The sequence below is a fragment of the Microbulbifer rhizosphaerae genome, assembly GCF_014191725.1.
GTDB lineage: Bacteria > Pseudomonadota > Gammaproteobacteria > Pseudomonadales > Cellvibrionaceae > Microbulbifer > Microbulbifer rhizosphaerae.
Genome location: NZ_JACHWZ010000017.1, coordinates 82,276 through 105,046, shown reverse-complemented (window position 1 = coordinate 105,046; position 22,771 = coordinate 82,276). Strand labels below are relative to the sequence as shown.

15 protein-coding genes and 1 riboswitch are annotated in these 22,771 nt (G+C 62.9%); of the genes, 5 read left to right on the top strand and 10 right to left on the bottom strand.

Annotated features, from left to right (window positions below; translation table 11 throughout):
* Window positions 1-50: 50 nt before the first annotated feature.
* Together FHS09_RS16640 and FHS09_RS16635 are read right to left on the bottom strand one after the other, a co-directional pair.
* Window positions 51-701 (bottom strand): MBL fold metallo-hydrolase, encoded by a 651-nt coding sequence (locus FHS09_RS16640; RefSeq protein ID WP_281383176.1) that lies wholly within the window; start codon window positions 699-701, stop codon window positions 51-53.
* A 45-nt stretch (window positions 702-746) separates the two neighbouring features.
* Window positions 747-1,640 carry a hypothetical protein gene (locus FHS09_RS16635; RefSeq protein WP_183461954.1) on the bottom strand — a complete coding sequence of 298 codons (894 nt, stop codon included), beginning with the start codon at window positions 1,638-1,640 and terminating at the stop codon, window positions 747-749.
* Window positions 1,641-1,846: 206 nt separating this feature from the next.
* On the opposite strand from FHS09_RS16635, the gene malT reads away from it, so the two are divergent.
* Window positions 1,847-4,561 carry an HTH-type transcriptional regulator MalT gene (gene malT / locus FHS09_RS16630; protein ID WP_183461952.1) on the top strand — a complete coding sequence of 905 codons (2,715 nt, stop codon included), beginning with the start codon at window positions 1,847-1,849 and terminating at the stop codon, window positions 4,559-4,561.
* Between the two features lie 151 nt (window positions 4,562-4,712).
* Here malT and atzF read toward each other — a convergent pair whose 3' ends face one another.
* The 7 genes from atzF to FHS09_RS16595 all read right to left on the bottom strand — a co-directional run bounded on the left by atzF (window position 4,713) and on the right by FHS09_RS16595 (window position 14,569).
* On the bottom strand, window positions 4,713-6,527 hold the full coding sequence (atzF, locus tag FHS09_RS16625; RefSeq protein ID WP_183461950.1) for an allophanate hydrolase: 1,815 nt from the start codon (window positions 6,525-6,527) through the stop codon (window positions 4,713-4,715).
* Window positions 6,528-6,541: 14 nt separating this feature from the next.
* Entirely contained in the window at window positions 6,542-10,189 is a 3,648-nt protein-coding gene (gene uca / locus FHS09_RS16620; RefSeq protein WP_183461948.1) for an urea carboxylase, read from the bottom strand.
* Window positions 10,190-10,264: 75 nt separating this feature from the next.
* The gene (locus FHS09_RS16615; protein ID WP_183461946.1) at window positions 10,265-10,906 is read right to left on the bottom strand and encodes an urea amidolyase associated protein UAAP2; all 642 of its coding nucleotides are present in this window, start codon (window positions 10,904-10,906) and stop codon (window positions 10,265-10,267) included.
* 39 nt (window positions 10,907-10,945) lie between these two features.
* A complete protein-coding gene (locus tag FHS09_RS16610; RefSeq protein WP_183461944.1) occupies window positions 10,946-11,731 on the bottom strand; it encodes an urea amidolyase associated protein UAAP1 in 786 nt (261 codons plus the stop codon).
* A 73-nt stretch (window positions 11,732-11,804) separates the two neighbouring features.
* Window positions 11,805-12,587: an ABC transporter ATP-binding protein gene (locus FHS09_RS16605; protein WP_183461942.1), complete on the bottom strand. Its 783-nt coding sequence runs from the start codon at window positions 12,585-12,587 to the stop codon at window positions 11,805-11,807.
* Between the two features lie 65 nt (window positions 12,588-12,652).
* Window positions 12,653-13,468, bottom strand: a complete 816-nt coding sequence (locus FHS09_RS16600; RefSeq protein WP_183461940.1) for an ABC transporter permease — start codon at window positions 13,466-13,468, stop codon at window positions 12,653-12,655.
* A gap of 45 nt (window positions 13,469-13,513) precedes the next feature.
* Entirely contained in the window at window positions 13,514-14,569 is a 1,056-nt protein-coding gene (locus FHS09_RS16595) for a putative urea ABC transporter substrate-binding protein (RefSeq protein WP_183461938.1), read from the bottom strand.
* 65 nt (window positions 14,570-14,634) lie between these two features.
* A riboswitch (guanidine-I (ykkC/yxkD leader) is annotated at window positions 14,635-14,765 on the bottom strand.
* 499 nt (window positions 14,766-15,264) lie between these two features.
* Between FHS09_RS16595 and FHS09_RS16590 the strand changes: the two genes are divergently transcribed.
* Window positions 15,265-16,932 carry an alpha-amylase family glycosyl hydrolase gene (locus tag FHS09_RS16590; RefSeq protein ID WP_183461936.1) on the top strand — a complete coding sequence of 556 codons (1,668 nt, stop codon included), beginning with the start codon at window positions 15,265-15,267 and terminating at the stop codon, window positions 16,930-16,932.
* Window positions 16,933-17,071: 139 nt separating this feature from the next.
* On the opposite strand, the gene FHS09_RS16585 is transcribed toward FHS09_RS16590, so the two are convergent.
* The gene (locus tag FHS09_RS16585) at window positions 17,072-17,674 is read right to left on the bottom strand and encodes a TetR/AcrR family transcriptional regulator (protein WP_183461934.1); all 603 of its coding nucleotides are present in this window, start codon (window positions 17,672-17,674) and stop codon (window positions 17,072-17,074) included.
* Window positions 17,675-17,808: 134 nt separating this feature from the next.
* On the opposite strand from FHS09_RS16585, the gene FHS09_RS16580 reads away from it, so the two are divergent.
* From FHS09_RS16580 to FHS09_RS16570, 3 genes are all read left to right on the top strand, one after another.
* Complete coding sequence (locus FHS09_RS16580; RefSeq protein WP_183461932.1) at window positions 17,809-18,909, top strand: efflux RND transporter periplasmic adaptor subunit; 1,101 nt, start codon at window positions 17,809-17,811, stop codon at window positions 18,907-18,909.
* Between the two features lie 132 nt (window positions 18,910-19,041).
* Window positions 19,042-22,125 (top strand): efflux RND transporter permease subunit, encoded by a 3,084-nt coding sequence (locus tag FHS09_RS16575; protein ID WP_183461930.1) that lies wholly within the window; start codon window positions 19,042-19,044, stop codon window positions 22,123-22,125.
* 194 nt (window positions 22,126-22,319) lie between these two features.
* Window positions 22,320-22,715: a carboxymuconolactone decarboxylase family protein gene (locus FHS09_RS16570; RefSeq protein WP_246395100.1), complete on the top strand. Its 396-nt coding sequence runs from the start codon at window positions 22,320-22,322 to the stop codon at window positions 22,713-22,715.
* Window positions 22,716-22,771: the final 56 nt, after the last annotated feature.

The following is a 22,771-nucleotide window of genomic DNA, read 5'->3' as shown; positions in this document are numbered from 1 at the left end:
TTTCTCCGCTTTCGCGCCATTATCCCCGCTGTCGATAAACCGCAACTGAATCAACCGAAGCGCTTGTCCGCAACAAAAGGATTGCTGCGCCGCTCCTCGCCGAAGGTGGACATGGGGCCGTGGCCGGGGATAAAGCGCACTTCGTCGCCCAGCGGCCAGAGCTTTTCGGTGATCGAGCGGATCAGGGTGTCGTGGTCCCCCTTGGGAAAGTCGGTGCGGCCGATGGAGCCGGCGAAGAGTACGTCCCCCACCAGCGCCAGCCCGCTGGGGCGGTGGAAAAAGACCACGTGGCCGGGGGTGTGGCCCGGGCAGTGGTAGACCTCCAGTTCCTCGTCGCCCACCGTCACCCTGTCCCCCTGCTCCAGCCACCGATCCGGAGTGAAGGTCTCCACCGGCGGAAAGCCGAACATCTGTGTCTGCAGCGGCAGTTGTTCGATCCAGAAACCGTCCTCCCTGTGTGGCCCCTCAACCGGCAATTGCAGCTGCCTGGCCAGCTGCGCGGTGCCGCCCACATGGTCCAGGTGGCCGTGGGTGAGGAGTATTTTTTCCAGCTTGAGCCCGCGCTCCTCCACCGCTGAGAGGATGCGCTCGATATCCCCGCCCGGGTCCACCACCGCGGCGCGTTTGCTGTCGTCGCACCAGAGCAAGGTGCAGTTCTGCTGGAAGGGAGTAACCGGAACCGTGTGGAATTGCAAGGACATAGGCGCGACCAGGACTTCGGGGATTTGTGCGGAATTACCCGGGGATTATACCGTGACCGCAGCGCGGCTTCTCGCCGGTGGCGCCCCGCGCCGCGCGCGGGTCTTCTGCAACAGCTCGCGCAGGTCCTCCAACAGCTGCTGCTGCACCAGCTCGCTGCTCCAGTAGCCGTCGTGGGCCACCAGTTGCGGGCCCCAGTTGGCGGCGCTCCAGTCCGCCAGCGGGCGGGTCTCGTAATCGCGGTACACCGCTTGATTGTAGGAGGGGCTCAGGGGTTTCAGGGGCCAGCCGAAGAGATCGTCCGGGTGGTAGAAATTCTTCCAGCGGAAGTTGTAGCCACGGGTGTCGGCAGTGACCGCCTGGATCTGGTCCCGCCCCATCCCAGCGCACCACAGCGGATTGGGGGCGCCCAGGGTGTACCAGTGGCTGAGGGTTTTGAAACGCAGGAACAGATCCCGCGCCGAGCCTTTGTGCACGCCCCGCGGACCGCCGTCCCGCCAAATGCCGTAACTCACACTGGGGCGCTGGGCATCCCAAAGATAATTGGAGAGGATGGTGCAACCCACCGAGTGACTGAGCAGCACCACCGGCGCATTGTCGGAAGCGGCCGCCGCAGCCCTTTCCAGGGTGCTGTACACCGCCTGCTGGGCCTTGTCGTAGTTGCCGCCGCGCTGCTGGATATCCCCCAGTTGCGCGGCACTTTCGGCCAGCCCGTAAAGCATGAATTTGCGCGCGCGCAGGAAATCCATATCGCGCTTCTGCATCGCCTCGAACACCCGATCGATATTCCCCTGCAGGTGTCCCTGGCACAGGATGGTGTCGCAGTGAATGCGAGACCAGTCGCCCCCCAGTTTCTCGCGCAGCGTCGCGAACAGCGGCTCGGCGAAACGCTCGTCCACCGCCCCCATGCCCGGCGCCGCCAGAATGACTATATCGGCCATATTCGCCTCTTTCTTATTGTGCCGTGACGTCTCCCCCGGACATAGGGAGGTGCGTCGCCGTATTGAACGAAACTACCACCTCACCTGCGGTTTGGAAAGAAAGGCCGGCCTACGCCCCACCGGGGGAGGAGGTAACGCAGCGGTAGCCAAGGCAGACTCAAAGTGCATAATTGCGCCTGTACAAAAAACAAACACCCGACTCAGCGATGCTACTAGCCTCAAAATACAGCCTGCCGGACTGCCCGGAGCACACCCTGGCGCGGCCGCGTCTGCTTTCCCTGCTGGACGCGTGCAACTGTGACCAGCTGTTGCTGGTCACCGCGCCGGCGGGCTACGGCAAAACCACCCTGGTGTCCTCCTGGGCCGCAGCCCAGGAGGACCCGGTGGCCTGGCTCTCCCTCGATTCCGGCGACAACGAGCCGGGCCAGTTCTGCCGCTATCTGGTGGAGAGCGTGCACCGTGCCACCGGCAACGGCGTGCCGGAAACCCACCAATTGCTCGCCGCCCAGCGGCGCCCGGACCCGGCGCTGGTGATCAGCCAGCTGTTGGCGGAACTGCGCGGGCTGCCCAGCGAACTGCGTATCGTGCTCGACGACTACCACCAGATCGACAGCGAGGCGGTGCACGATGTCACCCGCTTCCTGTTGCGCCACGCCCCCGCGGGCATCGGCGTGGTGCTCACCAGCCGCAGCCAGCCGCCCCTGGGCCTGGCCGCACTGCGAGTGCAGGGCCGGTTGCGGGAAACCGGCACTGAGGAACTGGCGCTGACTGTGGATGAGACCGCCCAACTGCTACAGCAACGGCTGCCATTCGAGCTTGGCAGCGACCGTATCGGGCAGTTGCACCAGTTGAGCGAAGGCTGGCCGCCGGCGGTGCAGTTGTTCGCGCTGTCAGTGCGTGACCGCGAGGAGGTGGACCGCTACCTGGGAGAACTGGAACAGGGCCACAGCCATATTCTCGACTACCTGGCGGAAGAGGTGCTGGAACGGTTGGAGCCGCAACTGCGTGAACTGCTCGCCTGCACCTCCATCCTCACCCGGATTGACGCCAGGCTGGCGGAGAACCTCAGCGGCCTCGACGGCGGCCAGCAGTTGCTGGAGCAGGCCGCCCGGCGCGGACTCTTCCTGCAGGCCCAGGACTCCAGCCGCCAGTGGTTCCGTTTCCACCCGGTATTCGCCCGTTTCCTGCAGCGCCAGCTCACCGACAAATCCCGACTGCAGCAGCTGCACAGGACCGCCAGCGACAGCTGGCAACAGCTGGGCCAGCCGCTGGAGGCCCTGCGCCACGCGCTGGCAGCGGAGGACGGCGAGCGGCTGCAACAGCTGCTGGGGGAGCAGGGCGAGCAGTTCCTGCGCGAGGGCCACAACCGCGTGCTGTCCGACTGCCTGGAATGGCTGGGCGCGGACACATTGCGCCGAAACGCCCCCTTCACCCTGCTCGCGGCCAGGATGGCGCGGGACAATTTCGAATACGACCAGTGCGAGAAATACCTGGCCGCCGCCGAGAGCTGGCTGCAGCGCGAGGACCCGGCCCAGTGGCGCGAATACGAGGGTGCCTTCGCCACCATGCGCGCCCAGGCGGCGGTATCCCGCGGCCAGACCCTTGTGGCCAAGGAATACGCCGAGGAGGCCCTGGGACTGCTGCGCCCGGAGCAGCGGGGCGAGCGCACCGCGGCGCTGCTGGTCACCGGCGAGACCAGTTTCTGCCTGGGGGAACTTGACCGGGCCATCGCCTATATGCAGGAGGTGGAAGCCCTGGCCAGTGCCGAGGGCGACTACCCCAGTGCCGTCTGGGCCACCTGCCAGCAGACCGAGATCGCCATCGCCCAGGGCCTACTGAAAAAGGCCGCCGCACTGCAGGAGCGCGCCCACCGGCTGGTGCAGGAACACCATTTGTCCGGCCTGCCCATTTCCGAATTCATCTGCCGCCTGCGTGGCCAGTTGCAGTGGGAGCGCGGCGAACTGGACGCGGCGGCCAGATCCGCCCGCCACGGCATGCAGATCAACCGCAAGGTGGGGGAGCGCTGGCTGCTGCCGGAGTACACCCTGCTGCTCAAGGTGGCCCAGGCCCGCGGCGAGAAGGACGAATCCCTGGAGTGGCTGGCGCGCATCGACCGCCTGCTAGCCGGCGAACGCTACCACCGCGACTGGGTGGCCAACGCCGACGCCGCGCGGCTGCGGGCCTGGCGCGCGCTTGGGGACCGGGAGGCCATCGCCGCGTGGCTGGAACAGGCCCAGCCGGTTGTGGACAGGCCCGCCAATCACTTCGAACAGTGTCACGGGCGCAACCATGTGCGCGCGCTGATCGAAGTGCACCGCTGGTCCGACGCCAACCGCCTGCTCAGTCGCCTGCAGCAGGTGGCGCGGGAGTGCGGCCTGGTAACCGACACCCTGCGCAACCTGGTGCTGGAATCCCACCTGCTGTGGCTGCGCGAACAGCGCGACGGCGCGCTGCAAGCTATCGGCGAGGCCCTCGACCTGGCCGCCGGACGCGACTTCAGCGCCAGTTTCCTGCAGATCGGCAAGACCCTGATCGTAATCCTGAAGGCGTTCCTCGAGAGAGAACCCGGCGAGGAGCAGGCCGCGCGGGCGCGGGGACTGATCCGCCTGGCCCAGCAGCAGCCGGAGCTGGACGGCGGCATCCGCATCGAGCTGGACGAGACCATCATCCGCGAGATCCTCGACAGCGACGCCGTGCCCGACTTCCTGCGCCACTCGCCGCTCACGCCGCGGGAGTGGCAGGTGCTCAACGCCATCCACTCCGGCCTCTCCAACGAGCGTATCGCGCGCCACTTCAAAGTGGCGCCCAGCACCATCAAGACCCATATCCGCAGCCTGTACCAGAAGCTGGACGTGAAGGACCGGCAGGAGGCCATCGCTCTGGCGGAGCAGATGCTGCGCTCGGTGCAGGATAGCGGTTGATAGTGGGGGCTCCCTTCGGGCGGGCCGCTAAGCAGTCATCTGCGGCGTTGCATTTGCTTGCCGTAGCGGGCTACGCTCGCGCAAATCCGCCGCCTTGCATTTGGCCGCTGAGCGGCCCGCTGATATCCCATATTTAGTACCTTACACCAAACTAGTCACTGACCCCGCGCTGCAGCCAGGCGCGCCAGCCACCGAACTCGGTAATATCCGTGGCGCCGGCGAGCCCATATGCCTCGCAGATAAAACCGCTCAACCAGCGGCCGTCGGCGACTTCCACCTTGCCGATCCCCAGGGGCGCCGGTATCGCGGCGACAAAGCTGCCCAATGCCTCGCTCGGCAGTCGCCAGACTTCCACCTCGATGGCCGCCCCCCCAGCCTCATCGCGCGCCATGCCGGGGCGCACGCCGTCGCTCAGTGCATAGAGCCGGTAAGCGGCCGCCGAACGGGTCCGCGCCACACACGCCCCACCCCGCTCAGTCAGCTGCCAGTTGAGCGGCTGTCCTTCCAGATGCGCACCGCAAACCACCAGATCAACCGTTTCCGACGGTGGCGCGGCAGCCCGCTGCACTGCGGCATAGACGGGCGCGAGATCCGTGGCCCCGACAGGTAGCTGGCAATCCCGGTGCAGAAGATCCGCGAATCCGAGCAAGCGGATATCGCTGAACGCCGGCCCGAACAGGGTCACTCCCCAGGGCACGCCACAACCGGTGAAACCCACCGGAACCGCAGTGGCTGCATAATCCAGCAGGTTCATGAAATTCGTGTATCTGCCCAGGGTGGCATTGTGCGCAATGGGCTCCGCCCGCAGTTCGGCGCGGCTGAACAGCGTCGGAGTCGTCGGCGTGAGGACGAAATCAAATCCGGTCATCAACTGGTCGCAGCGGCGCTTCAAGGCGGCCAGGCGATATTGCGCGGCGAAGGCTTCCATACCGGTTCTGCCGTCCCCCTGGGCGATAATTTCGGCGATAACCGGCAACATGCTGGAGCGGCTTACGGCCTGGGTCGCCAGCGCCCGCTCACAGACCCAGGGCCCCTCGTAAAGCAGGCGCGCGGCCTCTTCAAATGGGGCGAAATCAATCGCTCCCACTTCCCCACCCAGGGCGCACAACTGCTCGACGCTGCGCTCGAACAGCGCCCGGGTCTCCGGATTGCCGCAGAATTCCAACTGCGCGGGAATGCCAAAGCGAAACCGGCGGTCAATGCCGCCGGCGGCCGAGTGGTGAAAGTAGCGTGCGCGATTGTAGTGCGGATTGGCCCTCGCAAAGGAATCCCCACTGTCGTAGCGAGCCACAATGTCGAACAGGCGGGCCGCATCCTCACAGTTAAGGGTCATCAGGCTGATACAGTCGAGACTGCGGCAGGCAGGCACCAGGCCGCGGCTGCTGAGCAAGCCCCTGCTGGGCTTGTGGCCGATCAGGTTATTGAGGACTGCGGGCACCCGCCCCGAGCCGGCGGTGTCGGTGCCCAGAGCAAAACTCACCTGCCCCAGTGCCGCCGCAATCGCTGAGCCCGCACTACTGCCGCCGGAAATGTAATCCGGATTGAAACTGTTCCTGGCCTCTCCGTAGGGCGAGCGAACGCCGACCAGCCCCGTAGCAAACTGATCCAGGTTGGTCTTGCCCAGTGGAATAGCCCCCGCCGCGACCAATGCCTCGACGACCGGAGCCGATTCGGCGGCGGTATAGGCGAAGTCCGGGCAGGCCGCCGTGGTAGGCAGCCCGGCCAGGTCGATATTGTCCTTGATCGCGAACGGCACACCATAAAGCGGCAGGCTGTCTGGGGAAACACCGTCGAGACGGACCAGATAGGGCTCCAACTGCGCCTCATCCAGCAGGGTGATCCACGCATTGTAATCGCTCTGCGCCAGGGCCTGAGCACGGAGTTCCGCGACCAGGGCGCGGACCTCCAGGTCGCCGTTGCGGTAGGATTCGCGCAAGGCGCGCAAGCTGAGATTGTGTATCGCCATCGTCTTCCCCCTGTTCAGGCTTCCTGTGGTTCGCTTGACAGCCAGACCAGGCCCTGCCCTGCGGTGACGGCCTGCCCCTGTTCTTTCAAGAGTTTTTCCACGCGTCCGGCGCGCGACGCCTGCACTTCGATTTCCATTTTCATGGACTCGAGAATCATCAGCGGTTCGCCGGCCGCCACCGCCTGGCCGGGCTCCACCAGCACCCGCCAGATGCTGCCGGAAACCGGACTGTCCACACCCTCGACGCCGCTGGGCAAGCTGAGTTCATCGACGACGGCCGCCCCCTCGTCGTGCTCCCGGTAGGTCAGCAGGCCCCGGGCTTCCCAGTCCGCCAGCTCGGCGGCAAAAGCGTCTTCGCGGCGGCGCTGGAAGTCGGCAATGCCGGGGGCTTCCGACTGCAGGAATGCCTTGTATTCCGCCAGGTTGAATTGTGTCTGCTCGATTCTCAGCGGATAATTCCCCAGCGGGAAATCCCGCCTGATCTGCTCCAGCTCCCCGGCACTCACCGGATAGAAGCGAATCTGATCGAAGAAGCGCAGCAGCCAGGGCTGCTCGAACACCTCCGTCTGGCGGTAGCGGTTCCACATCTGCAGGGTGCGGCCGACAAACTGATAGCCGCCGGGCCCCTCCATGCCATACACGCAGAGGTAGGCGCCGCCGATCCCCACCGAGTTTTCCGCCGTCCAGGTGCGAGCCGGGTTGTACTTGGTGGTCACCAGACGATGGCGCGGGTCGAGGGGCGCGGCAACGGGAGCGCCGAGATAGACGTCCCCCAGCCCCATCACCAGGTAGGAAGCGTCAAACACGATACGCCTGATCGATTCCAAATCCGGCAGGCCGTTGATACGGCGGATGAACTCGAGGTTGCTCGGGCACCAGGGCGCATCGGTGCGCACCGACTGCATGTATTTTTCGATGGCCTGCTGACAGGCTGTGTCGTCCCAGCTCAGCGGCAGATACACGATGCGCGAAGTCAGGGAGAGGTCGCCGACCTGCTGCAGTGCCTGACACGCCGTTTGCAAATGCTGCAGCAATCGACGCAGGTCGATGCGCAACGGCCGGTAGTGAACCTGCAGCGAACGGATACCCGGTGTCAGCTCGAGAATGCCGTCGAGCGGATGCTGTTGTAGCCACAGCATCAGGGCATGCACCTTGAAACGGCGCTCGATATCCAGTTCCTGGGGCCCCAGCTCTACCAGCAGGAAATGGTCCCCGGCCATACGGATGACGACCTCTTCACCGGCCACGTTGAACTGGGCCAACACCGGTGACGGCAGCTGCTCGTGTTCGACAGGTACCGCATCCGCCGGCGTATTCAATGGCGCCATTTCGCCCAGCTGCGCGATCAGTTCTTCCCGCCGGCGCTCCAGCGCCACCGCCTGCTCGTAAGTGACCGGCTGGAAGCGAATGCGAGCACCTGCTTTCAGCTGCCCCAGCTTCCAAAGGTCTGCCTGAATAACGGTCGCCGGACAGACGAAACCGCCCAGCGACGGCCCGTCCGGGCCGAGGATCACCGGCATGTCACCAGTGAAATCGACGGTGCCAAACGCGTAGGCATTGTCGTGAATATTGGACGGGTGCAATCCCGCCTCGCCGCCGCTTTGACGGGCCCACTCCGGCTTGGGCCCGATCAGGCGCACCCCGGTGCGGCTCGAGTTGTAGTGCACCTCCCATTCACTATTGAAAAAGGTCTCTATATCCGCGGGGGTAAAAAAGTCCGGCGCGCCGTGAGGGCCGTAGAGCACGCGCAGCGTCCAGATCCCGGGCATTTCCGGCCGCTGCAATTCGCCCAGCCGCAGTTCCGGCACCACTGCCGGCCCGGCCTGCTCTGCCAGGTGCAACACGTCCCCGGCCCGCAAGGCCCGGCCGGCGTGGCCGCCGAACTGCCCGAGACAGAAAGTGGATTGGGACCCGAGATAATCCGGGCACCGGACCCCGCCCGCAACAGCCAGATAGACGCGGGCCCCGTTGCCCAGTACCCTGCCGAGTTTCAGCACCTGGCCGGCCACTACTTTTTGAGTCTGGTAAAGTGCTATCACTTCACCATCCAATTCCGCTTCGATCGCTGCCCCGGTAATGGCGATGCAACCGTCGCGACTGAACTGGAGCGTCGGCCCGTTAACGGTAATTTCCAGCGCCGCGGCCCCGGACGCATTGCCCACCAGTTGGTTGGCGAGGCGAAACGAGAGCGAATCCATGGGACCCGACGGCGGCACACCGATATGCCACAGTCCCTCGCGCCCGGGGTAGTCCTGGATGGTGGTCTGGGTGCCGGCTGCCAGAACCCGCACGCTGGCCGGCTGAAAGCGATGCTGCGCGAGGCTGCGGGTCAGCAGCTGCCCTGCTGCGCATTCCGGTGTGCGCAGAACACTGCCGACGTAGTCGATATTGGTTTCTATACCATATATCGAACTGGCGTCCAGGTGCGCGCAGAGTTGCGCCAGCGCCAGTTCGCGACTCTCGGCACTGACAATGACTTTTGCCAGCATCGGATCGAACAGACCGGAAACTTCAATGCCCGCCTCTATCCAGTGGTCGATGCGCAGCCCGTCCGCCTCCGGCCAGATCACTTCCGACAACAGCCCCGCCGACGGGCGGAAATCCTGATCCGGGTCCTCGGCGTAGACCCTGACCTGGATGGCATGACCGCGCGGCGTCAACTGCGCTTTGAAATCGAAAAGACCGATTGGATTGCCGGCGGCCTGGCGAATCATCAGCTCCACAAGATCCAGGCCCCAAACTTCCTCCGTGACCCCGTGCTCCACCTGCAGGCGGGTATTCACCTCGAGAAAATAAAACTGCTTGCTGTCGACATCGAAAATGAATTCCACCGTACCCGCGTTGCGGTAGTTGACCGATGCCATCAGCCGCTCCGCTGTCCGGTGCAGCTGCTCCCGCACAGTTGCCGGCAGGTTGGGCGCGGGGGTCTCTTCAATGACTTTCTGGTTGCGCCGCTGCGCCGAACAGTCCCGCTCACCCAGGGAAATGGCATTGCCGAGGCCGTCGCCAAATATCTGTACTTCGATATGGCGCGCGCGGGCGATGTACTTCTCGAGGAAAACGCCATCATTGGCGAAATAAGTTTCACTCAGCCGTCTTACGCTGTGCCACGCACTTTCCAGTTCGCTTCGGTCGCGACAAACCCGCATGCCAATTCCACCGCCGCCTGCGGTACTTTTCAGCATCACCGGATAGGACACGGTTTCCGCCCAATCGATGGCGTCGGCCAGTCTTGTCAACAGGGGCGAACCGGGCACCAGGGGCACACCGGCGTCTTCGGCCGCCCCGCGGGCGCGGTGTTTCAGGCCAAACAGGCTCATCTGCTCGGCAGTGGGGCCGATAAAGACAATGTCGCGCGCCTCACAGGCTTTGACAAAATCCGTATTCTCACTCAGAAAACCGTAGCCGGGGTGAATGGCGCCGGCGCCACTCTCCTCAGCGGCCTGCAGTATCCGATCAATTTTCAGGTAGGTCTCGGCAGCGCTGCCGGCGCCGAGACTGATAGCAGTATCGGCCTGCCGCACATGCAGTGACTCCGCGTCGGCTTCGTTGTATACAGCGACCGCATGGATGCCGAGACGTTTCAGAGTGCGGATGATCCGCGTCGCGATGGCGCCGCGGTTGGCCACAAGCACCTTGCGGAATAATCCATTTTCAATCATGGCGAACACTTTAGCGTGGAGCGGGCCGTCCCGCATTGGCGATACGGTGTTGGGTCGTCCCAATACCGGGGAGCGTTAGCTGTCCCAGACCAGCAGTTCGATAGACGTGGGGTTGTATCCGTTACAGGGGTTGTTCAGCTGCGGACAATTGGAAATCAGCACCACCACATCCATAAGCGCCTTCAGTTCCACATACTTGCCGGCGCCCGAAATACCGTCAGCGAAGGTGAGGCCGCCGTCTGTGGTGATGGGCACATTCATGAAGAAGTTGATGTTGTGGGTAATATCCTCCTTGCTCAGGCCGAATTCTTCATGCTCTTGAATGGCGAGCATCCAGCTGTCCCTGCACGCGTGCATAAAGCGCTTTTCCAAGCCATAACGCACCGTATTGGACTCAGTGGCACAGGCGCCACCGAGCGTGTCGTGACGCCCGCAGGTATCGGCGACAATTCGCAGCATGTCATTGTTTTCGTTGGTTTTCAGGGTGGACCCTGCCGTCAGGTACACATTGCCCTGCTCCCGCACCGTGTTCATCGCACAGTAGCGCTCCCCCGGATCGTCAGTCCTGTAAAACAGGGTGTCGGCGGCCTGGTTACCCTCCAAATCGAGGATACGCAGGAACTGGCCCTCACGGACCCGGTGAATACCATAATCTCCCGCCTCGATCACCCGGCGGAAAACGGCATCTTCAACATGTAAATTGCTGTGGACAATCATGGATATCCCAATAGTCGATTTCTTGATTGCGGGGCCGGCTCAGGCACCGGCGACCGACGGTTCTTCCGCCCGAATGCCGGCGGTCCCGAGGCCGAGGTGGTACAGCGCGTTGTTCTCAAACCCCCTTCTGTTTTCGTCACAGTGATTCAAACAGGGATCGTCCGCCCGTATCTCCCGGGATTCAGACAGTTCGAGCTTGACCGGCCGGCGCGGATAGGTCCTTTCCCGGTTGAGCGGATGGGGGCAACTGTGCAGAACTACCAGAGCGTCCATCTCAAATCGCAAGGTGACCCTGTCGCCGGCGGCTGCCCGCCGGCCCAGTTGCAGATTGCCCTGCTGGTCCGTTTCGACCCGGCTGAAAAAATTGACATTCGCCGGCATGTCACGGCGGCTCAATCCATACTTGACCAGCTCCACCAAAAAGCTGTCGCGGCCATTCTGCTGCCACAGGTTTCTGTCGCTCTGGTAATCGCGACCGCCCCACCGCTGGCGGACAATATCGGCATCGCTGTTACCGCAGACAGTGTCATGCCAGCCAAAAGTGTCCTCGACAATCGAACAGAAGATCCGCCCCATATCCGAGTAGAGACAGTTTCCCCGGGTAAGCTTGAAGGTATGCTGGCATTTCAGGGTATCCGGTGCGTTGTATTTTTCGGCCAGCAGATTCGGGTTGTACATCAGCAGGCCCACATTGGCGCCGCCTTCCAGGTCCGTCATGGTCAGGCTGACGCCGCGACGCACCACCAGAGACCAGTGCGCCGCGGGAGAGAGGGTTGTTGTATAACGGACTGCGTTTGAACCGGGATTGAGAATATTAAGGCTCATGCTTGTGTAAACTCCAGGAGTGCCAAATTCCACTGTTTTTATGTCCATTGACCTTGTCGCGCGCCCTTCGGTGTCAGACCGCGACGGGAATTTGCGCGGATCGCGCGAGTGATTCCTTAATCTTGTCAAGACTCTGCCGGTCGGTTTTCCCCACGGGCAGATCAAATGTAATGGTGCTGCCAAAGCGTTCTGGTGCCTGCGGATCCATGCGGCATTTGTCAAACACCCAGAGCCGGGTTCCCAGATAGAAGCCCTCACTCAAGTCGTGGGTGACCATGAATACGGTCAGTTTATGCTGCCCCCACAGGCTCAATACCAACTGGTGCATGTCCTTGCGGATACCCGGGTCGAGCGCGCCGAAAGGTTCGTCCAAGAGCAGCAGCCGCGGCTGCTTGATCAGGGCCTGGGCGATGGCCAGGCGTTGTTGCATGCCCCCTGATAACTCGTGGGGGTATCGGTGCCTGGCAGGGGTCAAGCCCACCGATTCCAGCCAGTGATCCGCTTCAGCCAGGATGGCCTTTCTGGCGCTGCCGAATACCCTGCCGAAAATCGGCCCGCACTCGAACTCGCGCCCAAGAGCCACGTTTTCCCTGACTGTCAGGTGCGGAAAGACCGAGTATTTCTGAAAAACAATGCCCCGGTCCGGGCCCGGCTCATCGGCGATGGGCCGGCCATCGAGCAGTATGCTTCCCCTGCTCGTCACCTCCGTGCCGAGCAACAGTTTCAGGAAGGTACTTTTGCCGCACCCCGAAGTTCCTACCAGCGTAATGAATTCTCCGCTGCCTACCTGCGCACTCAGATTTTCGAGGACGACATTGTCGTCATAGTTTTTCCACAAATTCCTGAATTCAATCATGGGTTTCACTCTCTTTGCACAGGCGAAGTCGACAACAAAAATCCGGGCCGCCCATTCTTCGGCTCCTATTTCGCCGCGTGATACCAGGGGAACAGCCGCTTACTGCCCTGCTGCAGGAGGCAGTCGATAAGAAACGCCAGCAACGTAATCCAGGCCACATAGGGCAGAATCACATCCATCGACATGTAGCGACGCACCAGAAATATGCGGTAACCCAAGCCGTCGGTAGAAGCCACCGCTTCAGAGGCAATCAGGAATAACCAGGCCGCGCCCAGGCTCAGGCGAACTGAGGCGAAGAGCCGCGGCAGTATTTGCGGCAACAGCACCCGGAAGATGATCTGGCCCGAGTTGGCGCCGAGCGTCATGGATTTGACCAACTGCTCGCGCGGCAGCTCACAGGTACGCTGATAGAGGTCGCGGATCAGGAAAGGGGCAACCCCGATCACGATCAGCACCACCTTGGAAACCTCACCAATACCGAAAACAATAAAAAGTATCGGCAGCAGAGCCATCGGTGGAATCAGTGAAATCACTGTGATCACCGGTGTCAGGCTGGCCCCGAACAACGGAATGGCGCCTGTCAGCAGACCCACGGTCAGACCGATGGCGGCCGCAATCGCCACACCGCTCACCAGTCTTTTCAGGCTGCTTTTTGTATCTTCCCACATCAGCAGTTCGCCAGTGCGCTTGCTCGGGGTTAAGGCCATCCGCTCCATCGCATCGTGTATTTCGACGAATCCGGGCAACAGCTTGTCCTGCGGGTTTTCTGCCTTGCGCACCGTGGAACCCCACTGGTACACCAGCAGGGCCAGGACAAGTGGCAGTATCCCGAGAAAGGCCCGCGTGACGGATGACGGTTGTCGGTTGATCAGGCGCTTCATGGCGAACTCTTATTGTTTAATAACGACTCGCAAGCAATTTTTTCGTTACAACTTGTCATCGGCGGCCAGCTGCATATATTCGGGGTTGAAGCGCAACATGACATTGGCAGCATTGCCATAGATGCCGGCGGGAGTTTCAATGCCGATGAATTGCGCATCCGGCGCCCCCTCACCGAGCAGTCCGTGGTCAAAGGAAAACTCGGCGATATCCGCCATGGTCTTCTTCAGCTCCGGACTGTGGACAAACTCCACCGCGTCGCCGGGCTGGTAGAACATCTTCGTAGACGCCAGTTGTGATTCATAACGCGCGAGATCGGCGCCTGAGGCAATGCCCATATGTTCACGCACGGATTCATCCCCCTGCATCTTTTCCATGATCTCATACCAGGCACCTACCAGGGCCTTGCCGAAAGCGGGATATTTATCGAGGGTTTCGGTATGCACAACAAGCAGGTCGATGATTTCGCCGGGAATCTGCGAACTGTCGAAGACCTGGTTGCTCTTCGGCATGTTCAGGATTTCATTGACCAGAGGGTTCCAGGTGGAAACGGCTGTTACCTGATCTGTGCCGTAGGCGGCGACCATATCGGCGTCGGAAGTATTGACCACCTGCACGTCGCGCTCGGACAGCCCCACCGAATCCAGCGCCCGCGCGAGCAGATAATGGGAAACACTCAGCTCTACCAGATTGACTCTCTGCCCCTTGATATCCTCGATAGAGGTTTTTTCCTTGAGGATGACAGCGTCGTTGCCATTGGAAAAGTCGCCGACGATCAGCGCCGTGGAATCGACACCGCCGGCGGATGGAATGGTAAGAGCGTCCATGTTGGTCATGGCGCAGGCGTCGAAGGCGCCCGCGCTATACTGATTGATGGACTCTATGTAGTCGTTGATCTGTACAACTTCGATATCGATATCGTATTTTTTCGCCCACTTGTCGATGATCCCGGAACTGTCGCCATACTCCCAGGGCATCCAGCCGACATAAATCGACCAACAGAGTTTGAAACTTTCTTTAGCCTGCGCGGGGATAATACAAAGGGTGGATAGTGCAGCGACCAGGAAAGAGCGTATAAACAGCTGAGAAAAAAATGATTTCATAGCGGAACCTTTCATGTGGTTATGGTTATACACGCAGAGGCATTCCCGGCACTATTGCCGAAGTATCCTCCCGGGCTTTTATCCCGCCGTGTAACCTTCCTGAGATGAGCGCCGCGCTCATCCCGATACCCACGAAAGGTCGACAGCTCTCGGTCCAGTCATCAGTCAACTGATCGGAACCCTAGCTGTCCATTGCACATTGTGAAGAGGCGCTTCTGACGCTGACCTAGGTCTGCGACTATCCGGCCCCATTACCGCATTCTTTTTGAGACCACCAAGAATGCTCTGCATCCTGATTGCAGCAAAAGCCATGCCAGGTCGCGGGGCTTCTCCCTGGCCCGCCGCTGGGGGGATATCAGCCAGTGCGCCTTCCGGCAGCAACCTTCGAATCGCACACTTTTGGTGCTTCACAGTCGCCGGACGCCCCAATCTGGCGCTTTCGCTGCTCCGTGAACAGCTCAGTCCAATGGGTCACCCGGATCGTACCGGCCCCGAGAACGAAAAGACAACCCGCGTCAGCGACCCCATCACACCTCCCGCAAGCTGCCGGAAGGCACTGGGATTCCGCCCTCCCCCTCCTCCCCACCCGGGGAGGAGGCGCCCGCCTCCCCGCCCCGCCATACTCACCCTATCCTTGGAGGATCGTCCCGCAGTCGCCCTACGGACGCAGCGAATAATGAAATAGGCAGTAACCCATGAGTGTGAGTGGCAACACCATCAGCGGCAACAAAAGGGAATGGTGGCGCAACAGCGTTATCTACCAGATCTACCCCCGCAGCTTCTGCGACGCCAACGGCGACGGCATCGGCGACCTGCCGGGCATTAGCCGCAAGCTCGACTATATGCAGTCCCTGGGTGTGGACGCCATCTGGATATCGCCGTTCTTCAAATCGCCGATGGTGGACTTCGGTTACGACGTTTCCGACTATCGCGACGTGGACCCTCTGTTCGGCTCCCTGGCGGATTTCGACCAACTGATCGTGGCCGCCCACAGCCGCGGCCTCAAGGTGATCATCGACCAGATTCTCAGCCACACCTCCGACCGGCACCCCTGGTTCGAGGAGAGCCGCGCCAGCCGCGACAACCCCAGGGCCGACTGGTATGTATGGACCGATGCCAAGGCCGACGGCACCCCGCCGAATAATTGGGTCTCCAATTTCGGCGGCTGCTCCTGGCACTGGTGTACCCGCCGCCGCCAGTACTACCTGGCCAACTTCCTGAAAGAACAACCGGACCTGAATCTGCACAACCCGCAGGTACAGGAGCAGCTGCTGTCAGACCTGAAATTCTGGCTCGAACACGGCGTGGACGGCTTCCGGCTCGATGCGGTGAATCATCTTTTTCACCACCAGTCCCTGCGCGACAACCCGGCGCGCCCGCTCCAGTTGGACGAAAAAGGCCTGCCACCGGTCAATCACTACCAGTACCAGTGGCACGTATTCGACAAGTCACAGCCGGAAAACCTCGACTTCCTGCACCGCGTCCGCCAGTTGATGGATCAGTATCCTGGCACTGTCACCATGGGCGAAGTGGGCGACGACAACACCCACAAGATCATGGCCGAATACACCACCGGTGATCGCCTGAACATGGCCTATTCCTTCGACCTGCTGACCGAAGAGAGCAGTGCCGAATTCCTGCGCAATACGCTGGAGAAAAACCGCGAGGTGATCGAAAAGGGCTGGCCCTGTTGGTCTATCAGCAACCACGACGTGCCCCGCTCCATCACCCGCTGGAACAAGGGCTTCAATGCGGAACAGGCCCTGGCGCGCGCGCCGCTGTTCCTGCTGATGCAGCTGACCCTGCGCGGCAGCGTGTGCCTGTACCAGGGCGAGGAACTGGGCCTGCCGGAAGCGGAAATCGCCTTCGAGGATCTGGTGGACCCCTACGGCATCAATTTATGGCCGGCATTCAAGGGCCGCGACGGCTGCCGCACCCCCATGCCCTGGTTCAACAGCGGCGAGGTCAACGCCGGCTTCTCCAAGGTGAAACCCTGGTTGCCGGTACCGGAAGAACACCACCGCAAAGCGGTGAGTCTGCAGCAGGACGATGCCCACTCCACCCTCAACCAGTTCCGCGCGCTGATCGATTGGCACAGGCAGCTGCCGCCGGAACTGGCCACCGCGCAACAGGAAGTGGTGGATACGCGAAACGATCTGCTGGTGTTCTGCCGCCGCGCCGAAAACGGGGAATTCCTAGTGGCGCTGAACCTGGGCAAAGACGAAGAGACTTTTGACCTGCCGGTGGAATTTGCCGATGCCGAAGATATCACCCCGGCGCTGTTTGCCGGCGAGCGCCGGGACGGGAAACTGGTATTGCCGCTGGCGGGTGTGCGGGTGCTGCACCGCAAAAAACTGAGTTAAGTAGGATGGGCAAAGCGCAGCGTGACCATCCTACTTAACTGCTTGCAGGCGAATAGCGCTTTATTTTTACCTTTTGCTTTTGCTCTCTCCTCCAATGACGAGCTTCGTCGCCGGCCCTGTGCCGGCTTTTTTTTTGTAATTACTTCCCGGTCTCGGCCGCGATAAGCGTCTCCCCGATACGGGGCAGGGTCTTGGCGGGCCCATCTTCGCCCTTCAGGGTGAGCTGGGAGATATAAGCGCCTTCGATAAGCAGGTAGAAGGCGTCCGCCAGGATTTCGGGATCGCGCGCGCCTATTTCCCGACACAGGGCGAGTAGGCGTTCGCGAATCTGGATTTTGTTCTCCACGATCACCGCGCGCCCGGGGTGGCCCTCCTCGTGTAGCTCGACCACCGCATTGTTCATCGGACAGCCGCGCAAGCACTCCTCGCAATCGCGGCTGAACGCCTCCATTAACGCCATAAGCTGCGCCTTTGGTTCATCGGCATGCGGGGCCAGCACATTGGCCCACCACTCCCAGAACTCGCGGTCGTGATCGCGCAAGCACTCCGCAACCAGCTCATCCTTGGAGTTGAAATTGCGGTATAGGGTCATCTTGGTGGCGTCGGCTTCGGCGGCGATGCTCTCCACGCCCACCGCGCGGATGCCGTAGCGGTAGAAGAGATCCTTGGCCGCCTCGAAGATGCGATCCCGCGCCGGGCGGCGGCTTTCGGAGGCGGCGGATTCAGTTTTGGCAGCGCACATGGCATTTACCCTATTGACCTGTGAGTTACCGGTCAGTAACATTTCGAATGTTACCGATCGGTATCGCCACATTGTTCCGAGCGCGGGCCCCCGAGTCAAGGGCGGTCTGCTCCCCGGGAAGAAGGAGTTTCGCTATGAATTATCGCAACCGCATCGCGCCGCTGGCCCTGTTGAGCGCCGTCGTCGGCCTCGGCGCTATGCTCGGCGCCTGGAAGTACGGCGCCCTGCAACAGGCCGAGGCGGCTTCCGCAACCCAGCCCGAACCGATGGAAACCGTAACTGCGGTAACCGCTGAACAGCGCGAGCAGCGGCCCACCACCACCGCCGTCGGCACCGTGCTGGCGCTGCGCTCCGTCAGCCTGCGCAACGAGCTGGCGGGCGCGGTGCGCCGGATGAACCTGACCCCGGGCGCCATCGTCGAGGCCGGCACTCCCCTGGTGATGCTCGACGTGTCTGTTGAAGAGGCCGAACTGGCGGCGCACCGGGCCGAGGCTCAATTGGCCGAAACCGTGTACCTGCGCCTGACGCGACTGCGCAAGACCGGGGCCACCTCCCAGGACGAAGTGGATCGCGCCAAGGCCGAGTGGGACGTGGCCCGGGCCGAAATCCGCCGCGCCGAGGCGATTATCGAGCGCAAGACCATTCGCGCTCCCTTTCGCGCCCGGGTCGGCCTCGCCGACGTGCACCCGGGCCAGTACCTGAGCGAGGGCACACTGCTGACCACGCTGCAGGGTGTGGGCGACGGCGTGCACGTGGACTTCACCGTGGCCCAGCAGGTGGCGGAACAACTGCGCGAGGGAGACACGCTGGAAATCCTCTCCGGCATTTCCGCGCAGCCGACCGAGGCCAGGGTCGTCGCCCTGGACGCGCGCATCGATCCCGAAACGCGCAACGCCGCGGTGCGCGCACGCGTCGACGGCGCCGAGCGGATGCCAGCACCAGGCGCTTCAGTGCAGGTGCGGGTACCGGTAGGACCCGCCCGCCTGGCAGTCACGGTCCCGGTGAGCGCCCTGCGCCGCGGGCCGGAGGGCGACCAGGTGTTCGTGATTGAGCGGGACGCCGAAGGCAACAGCCGCGCCCACCTGCGCCGGGTTCAAGCGGGCACCGTGCTGGGTGACAGTGTGGTGGTTGAAGGCGGCCTGGAGGCCGGCGAAGCGGTCGCCGCGACCGGTTCCTTCAAGCTCTATGACGGCGCGCTGGTGGCGGTGGCGGGCGCTCAACTGGCCAGCAACTGATAGAGCGACAGAACCAATACCGCTGAGTTAAGGCTTATCCCTGTGGGAGCCAGCCCTGCTGGCGAATCGCCTGCAGCGCTGGCTCCCACAGAACTGGGGCCTGAACGGACACAGGATCAAGGAAAACTTCCCATGCGTGCGTTTACCGATATTTTCATCCGCCACCCGGTGCTGGCACTGGTGGCCAACCTGCTGTTGCTACTGGTCGGCTGGCGGGCCCTGTCGTCGTTGCCAGTGCAGCAGTATCCAACCCTGCAGAGTTCCTCGGTGATAGTGACCACCGTTTACACTGGCGCCGGCGCCGAGACAGTGCGCGGCTTCCTCACCACCCCCATCGAGCGCGCCGTCGCCGCCATCAGCGGGGTGGACCATATCGACTCCACCAGCCGCGCCGGGGTGAGCACGGTCACCGTGCACCTGCAACTCAACCACGACAGTACCGCGGCGCTGGCCGAGGTCACCGCGCGCCTGCAGCAGGTGCGCTCAGAACTGCCTGCGGAGGCGGAGCCGCCGGTGGTAGAGGTGCAGCGGGCCGACCGGCCCTACGCCACTTTCTATTTAGGTTTCACCTCTTCCGAACGCTCCGTGCCGGCGCTGACCGACTGGCTGTCGCGCACACTGCAGCCGCAGCTGTCGACCCTGGAAGGCGTGCAGCGGGTCACCTTCGAGGGCGCGCAGCAAGTCGCCATGCGGGTGTGGATAGACCCGGACCGCCTGGCGGCGCTGAACCTCTCCCCCGGCGACGTGCACGCCGCCCTGCGGCGCAATAACTACCTCGCCGCCGTGGGCCGCACCAAGGGCGAGTTGGTGCAGGTGAACCTGCTGGCCAACACCGACCTGCGCTCGGTGGAGGAATTCGCCAACCTGATCGTGGCCGAGCGCCAGGGCGCCACCGTGCGCTTGCGCGACGTGGCCCGGGTGGAGCTGGGCGCAGAGGAAGCGGAGATGGTGGCCAAGTACAACACCCAGGAAAACGTCTACCTGGGTGTCTGGCCGCTGGTGGGCTCCAACGAACTGGACGTGGCGCAGCGACTGAAGGATGAGATGGAACGCATCCGCCCGACCCTGCCCCAGGACGTGGAGATGCGCCTGGTCTGGGACGGCACCATGTTTATGCGCGACGCCCTGGAGGAGATCAACAAGACCCTGGTGGAGACCATCCTGATCGTCGGCCTGGTGGTCTACCTGTTTATGGGTTCGATCCGCACCGCGCTGGTGCCGCTGATCGCCATGCCGGTGTCCCTGGTGGGCGCCGGGCTGGTGATGTACTGCGCCGGCTTCAGCCTCAACCTGCTGAGCCTGCTGGCCATAGTGCTGTCGGTGGGCCTGGTGGTGGACGACGCCATCGTGGTGGTGGAAAACGTCGAGCGACACGTGCGCGCGGGCAAATCGCGGGTGGCGGCGGCGCTGGCCGGCGCGCGGGAATTGCGCGGGCCGGTGATCGCCATGACCATTACCCTGGCCACCGTGTATACCCCCATCGCCTTCCAGGGCGGTCTAACTGGAGCGCTGTTCCTGGAGTTCGCCATCACCCTGGCGGCCGCGGTGGTGGTGTCCGGTTTCGTCGCCCTGACCCTGTCGCCGGTGATGAGTTCGCGCTTCGTGCACCCTCACGGCAAGGAGGCCTGGCTGACGATTCGCGTCAACCGCATCTTTGACGCGGTGAGCCGGTTCTACGCCCGCGCATTGGATTCCGCCCTGTCCATGCGCTGGGCAGTGGTGGCCGCGGCGCTGATCGTGACCGCAGCCGCTTGGCCCCTGCACCACTTCTCGAAAAAGGAGCTGGCGCCGGTGGAGGACCAGAGCCATATCAGCCTCTTCTTCGAAGCCGCACCGGACTCCACCCTGGCCGCCACCAACCGGCACTCCCAGGAAGTGGCCAAGGCCATCACTGCCCTACCTGAGACCGATTTCAACTGGTCGCTGACCTCGGCGTGGGGTGGTTTCGGCGGTCTGGTGGCCAAAGACTGGACCGAGCGCGAGCGCTCCACCGCGGAGATGTTCGGCGACGTCTACACCGCTGTGTCCCAGATTCCGGGGCTGCGCGTCTTCCCCAGCCTGGATGCGCCGCTGCCTACCCCGGGCATGTATGACGTGGAAATGGTGCTGCTCAGCGACGCGCCGCTGGAGGAAATGCAGGCGCTGGCCCAGCAGGTGATCAACGCCGGCTGGGCCAGCGGCAAATTCCTGTACGTGGACAGCGACCTCAAGATAGACCTGCCCGAGGCCCGCGTGGTGCTCGACCGGGAGCGCGTGGCCGACCTGGGCCTGGACCTGGCGGGCGTGGCCCAGGAACTCGGCACCCTGCTCGGCGGCGGCTACGTAAACCGCTTCAACTACTACGACCGCAGCTACAAGGTGATCCCGCAGGTGGGCGATGAGGACCGGGCCACCCTGTCGCCGCTGCTGGACCTGAAGATCCGCGGTCCCGGCGGCGAACTGGTGCCGGTCTCCACCTTCACCCGCATCGAGACCGGCACAGCGCCGCGGGCCCTGCACCGCTTCCAGCAGCGCAACGCGGTGCGCATCTTCGGCGGCGTCAGTGCCGGGGTCACCAAGGAGGAAGGCCTGCAGGTGCTGGAAGAGGCCGCTATGAGCGCGGGCGGCGCGCACACAGTGATCGACCACGCCGGCGAGTCACGCCAGATCCGCCAGGAGAGCGGCACCCTGGCCGCCACCCTGGGCTTTGCGGTGCTGCTGATCTACCTGGTGCTGTCGGCCCAGTTCCAGAGCTTCCGCGATCCGCTGATCGTGCTGCTCGGCTCGGTGCCGCTGGCCATCTCCGGCGCGCTGCTGTTCACCTTTATGGACTTCACCACCCTGAATATCTACTCGCAGGTGGGGCTGATCACACTGGTGGGGTTGATCGCCAAGAACGGCATCCTGATCGTCGAGTTCGCCAACACCCTGCAAAGCCGCGGCCTGGCCAAGATGGCGGCGCTGCGCGAGGCCTCCCTGACCCGCCTGCGCCCGGTGCTGATGACCTCCGCCGCCACTGTGTTCGGCCACCTGCCGCTGGTACTGGTCTCCGGCCCGGGCGCCGAGGCGCGCAACAGCATCGGCACCGTGCTGGTCACCGGCATGGTGCTGGGAACCCTGTTCACCCTGTTCGTGGTGCCGGTGTTCTACTCGCTGATCGCGACCGAGCGCAAGCCGGAAACCGATCCGGAGGAGGTTACCGCCGCTGACGAGCCTGCCAAACTGGCCCTCGCCTGACGATTTCGACGCGCGGAGTCTGCCCCCCCTCGCCGGCCTTGTGCCGGCTTTTTTATCCCTTATGCTCAATCCCAATGGCAGCGGGTAGAAGAGACTTTCTGCACACCGCGGCCCTGCTGACCACAGTGGCGTGCGGACACAGCAGCCTGGCCGGTTGTGAACCCATTCAATCTTCACATCTTTGGGAGCAAAACATGAATGTGGACAACAACGAGCGATTTCAGCGAGGCTGGGAAAAACTCAGGGAAATCGACGGGGAGGCGGGCGAGCGGGTTATCGAATCCCTGAAAAGTATCGCCCCGGACCTGGGGCGCTATACGATCGAATTTCCGTTCGGCGACATCTACAGCCGCCCCGGGCTGGACCTGAAATCCCGGGAGATCGCCACTGTCGCCGCGCTCACCGCCCTGGGCAACGCGGCGCCGCAGTTGAAGGTGCATATCCACGGGGCGCTGAATGTGGGCTGTACTCCTCAGGAAATCATAGAAGTCATTATTCAAATGGCGGTCTACGCGGGCTTCCCGGCCGCAGTGAACGGGGCCTTTGCGGCCCGGGAAGTCTTCGCGGAGCGCGGGCTTATCGAGGCATAGAATTCGGCGCAGTCGAATCAGGGCCGTGAAGCTTTCGTTGAGTACCGCCGCATCTC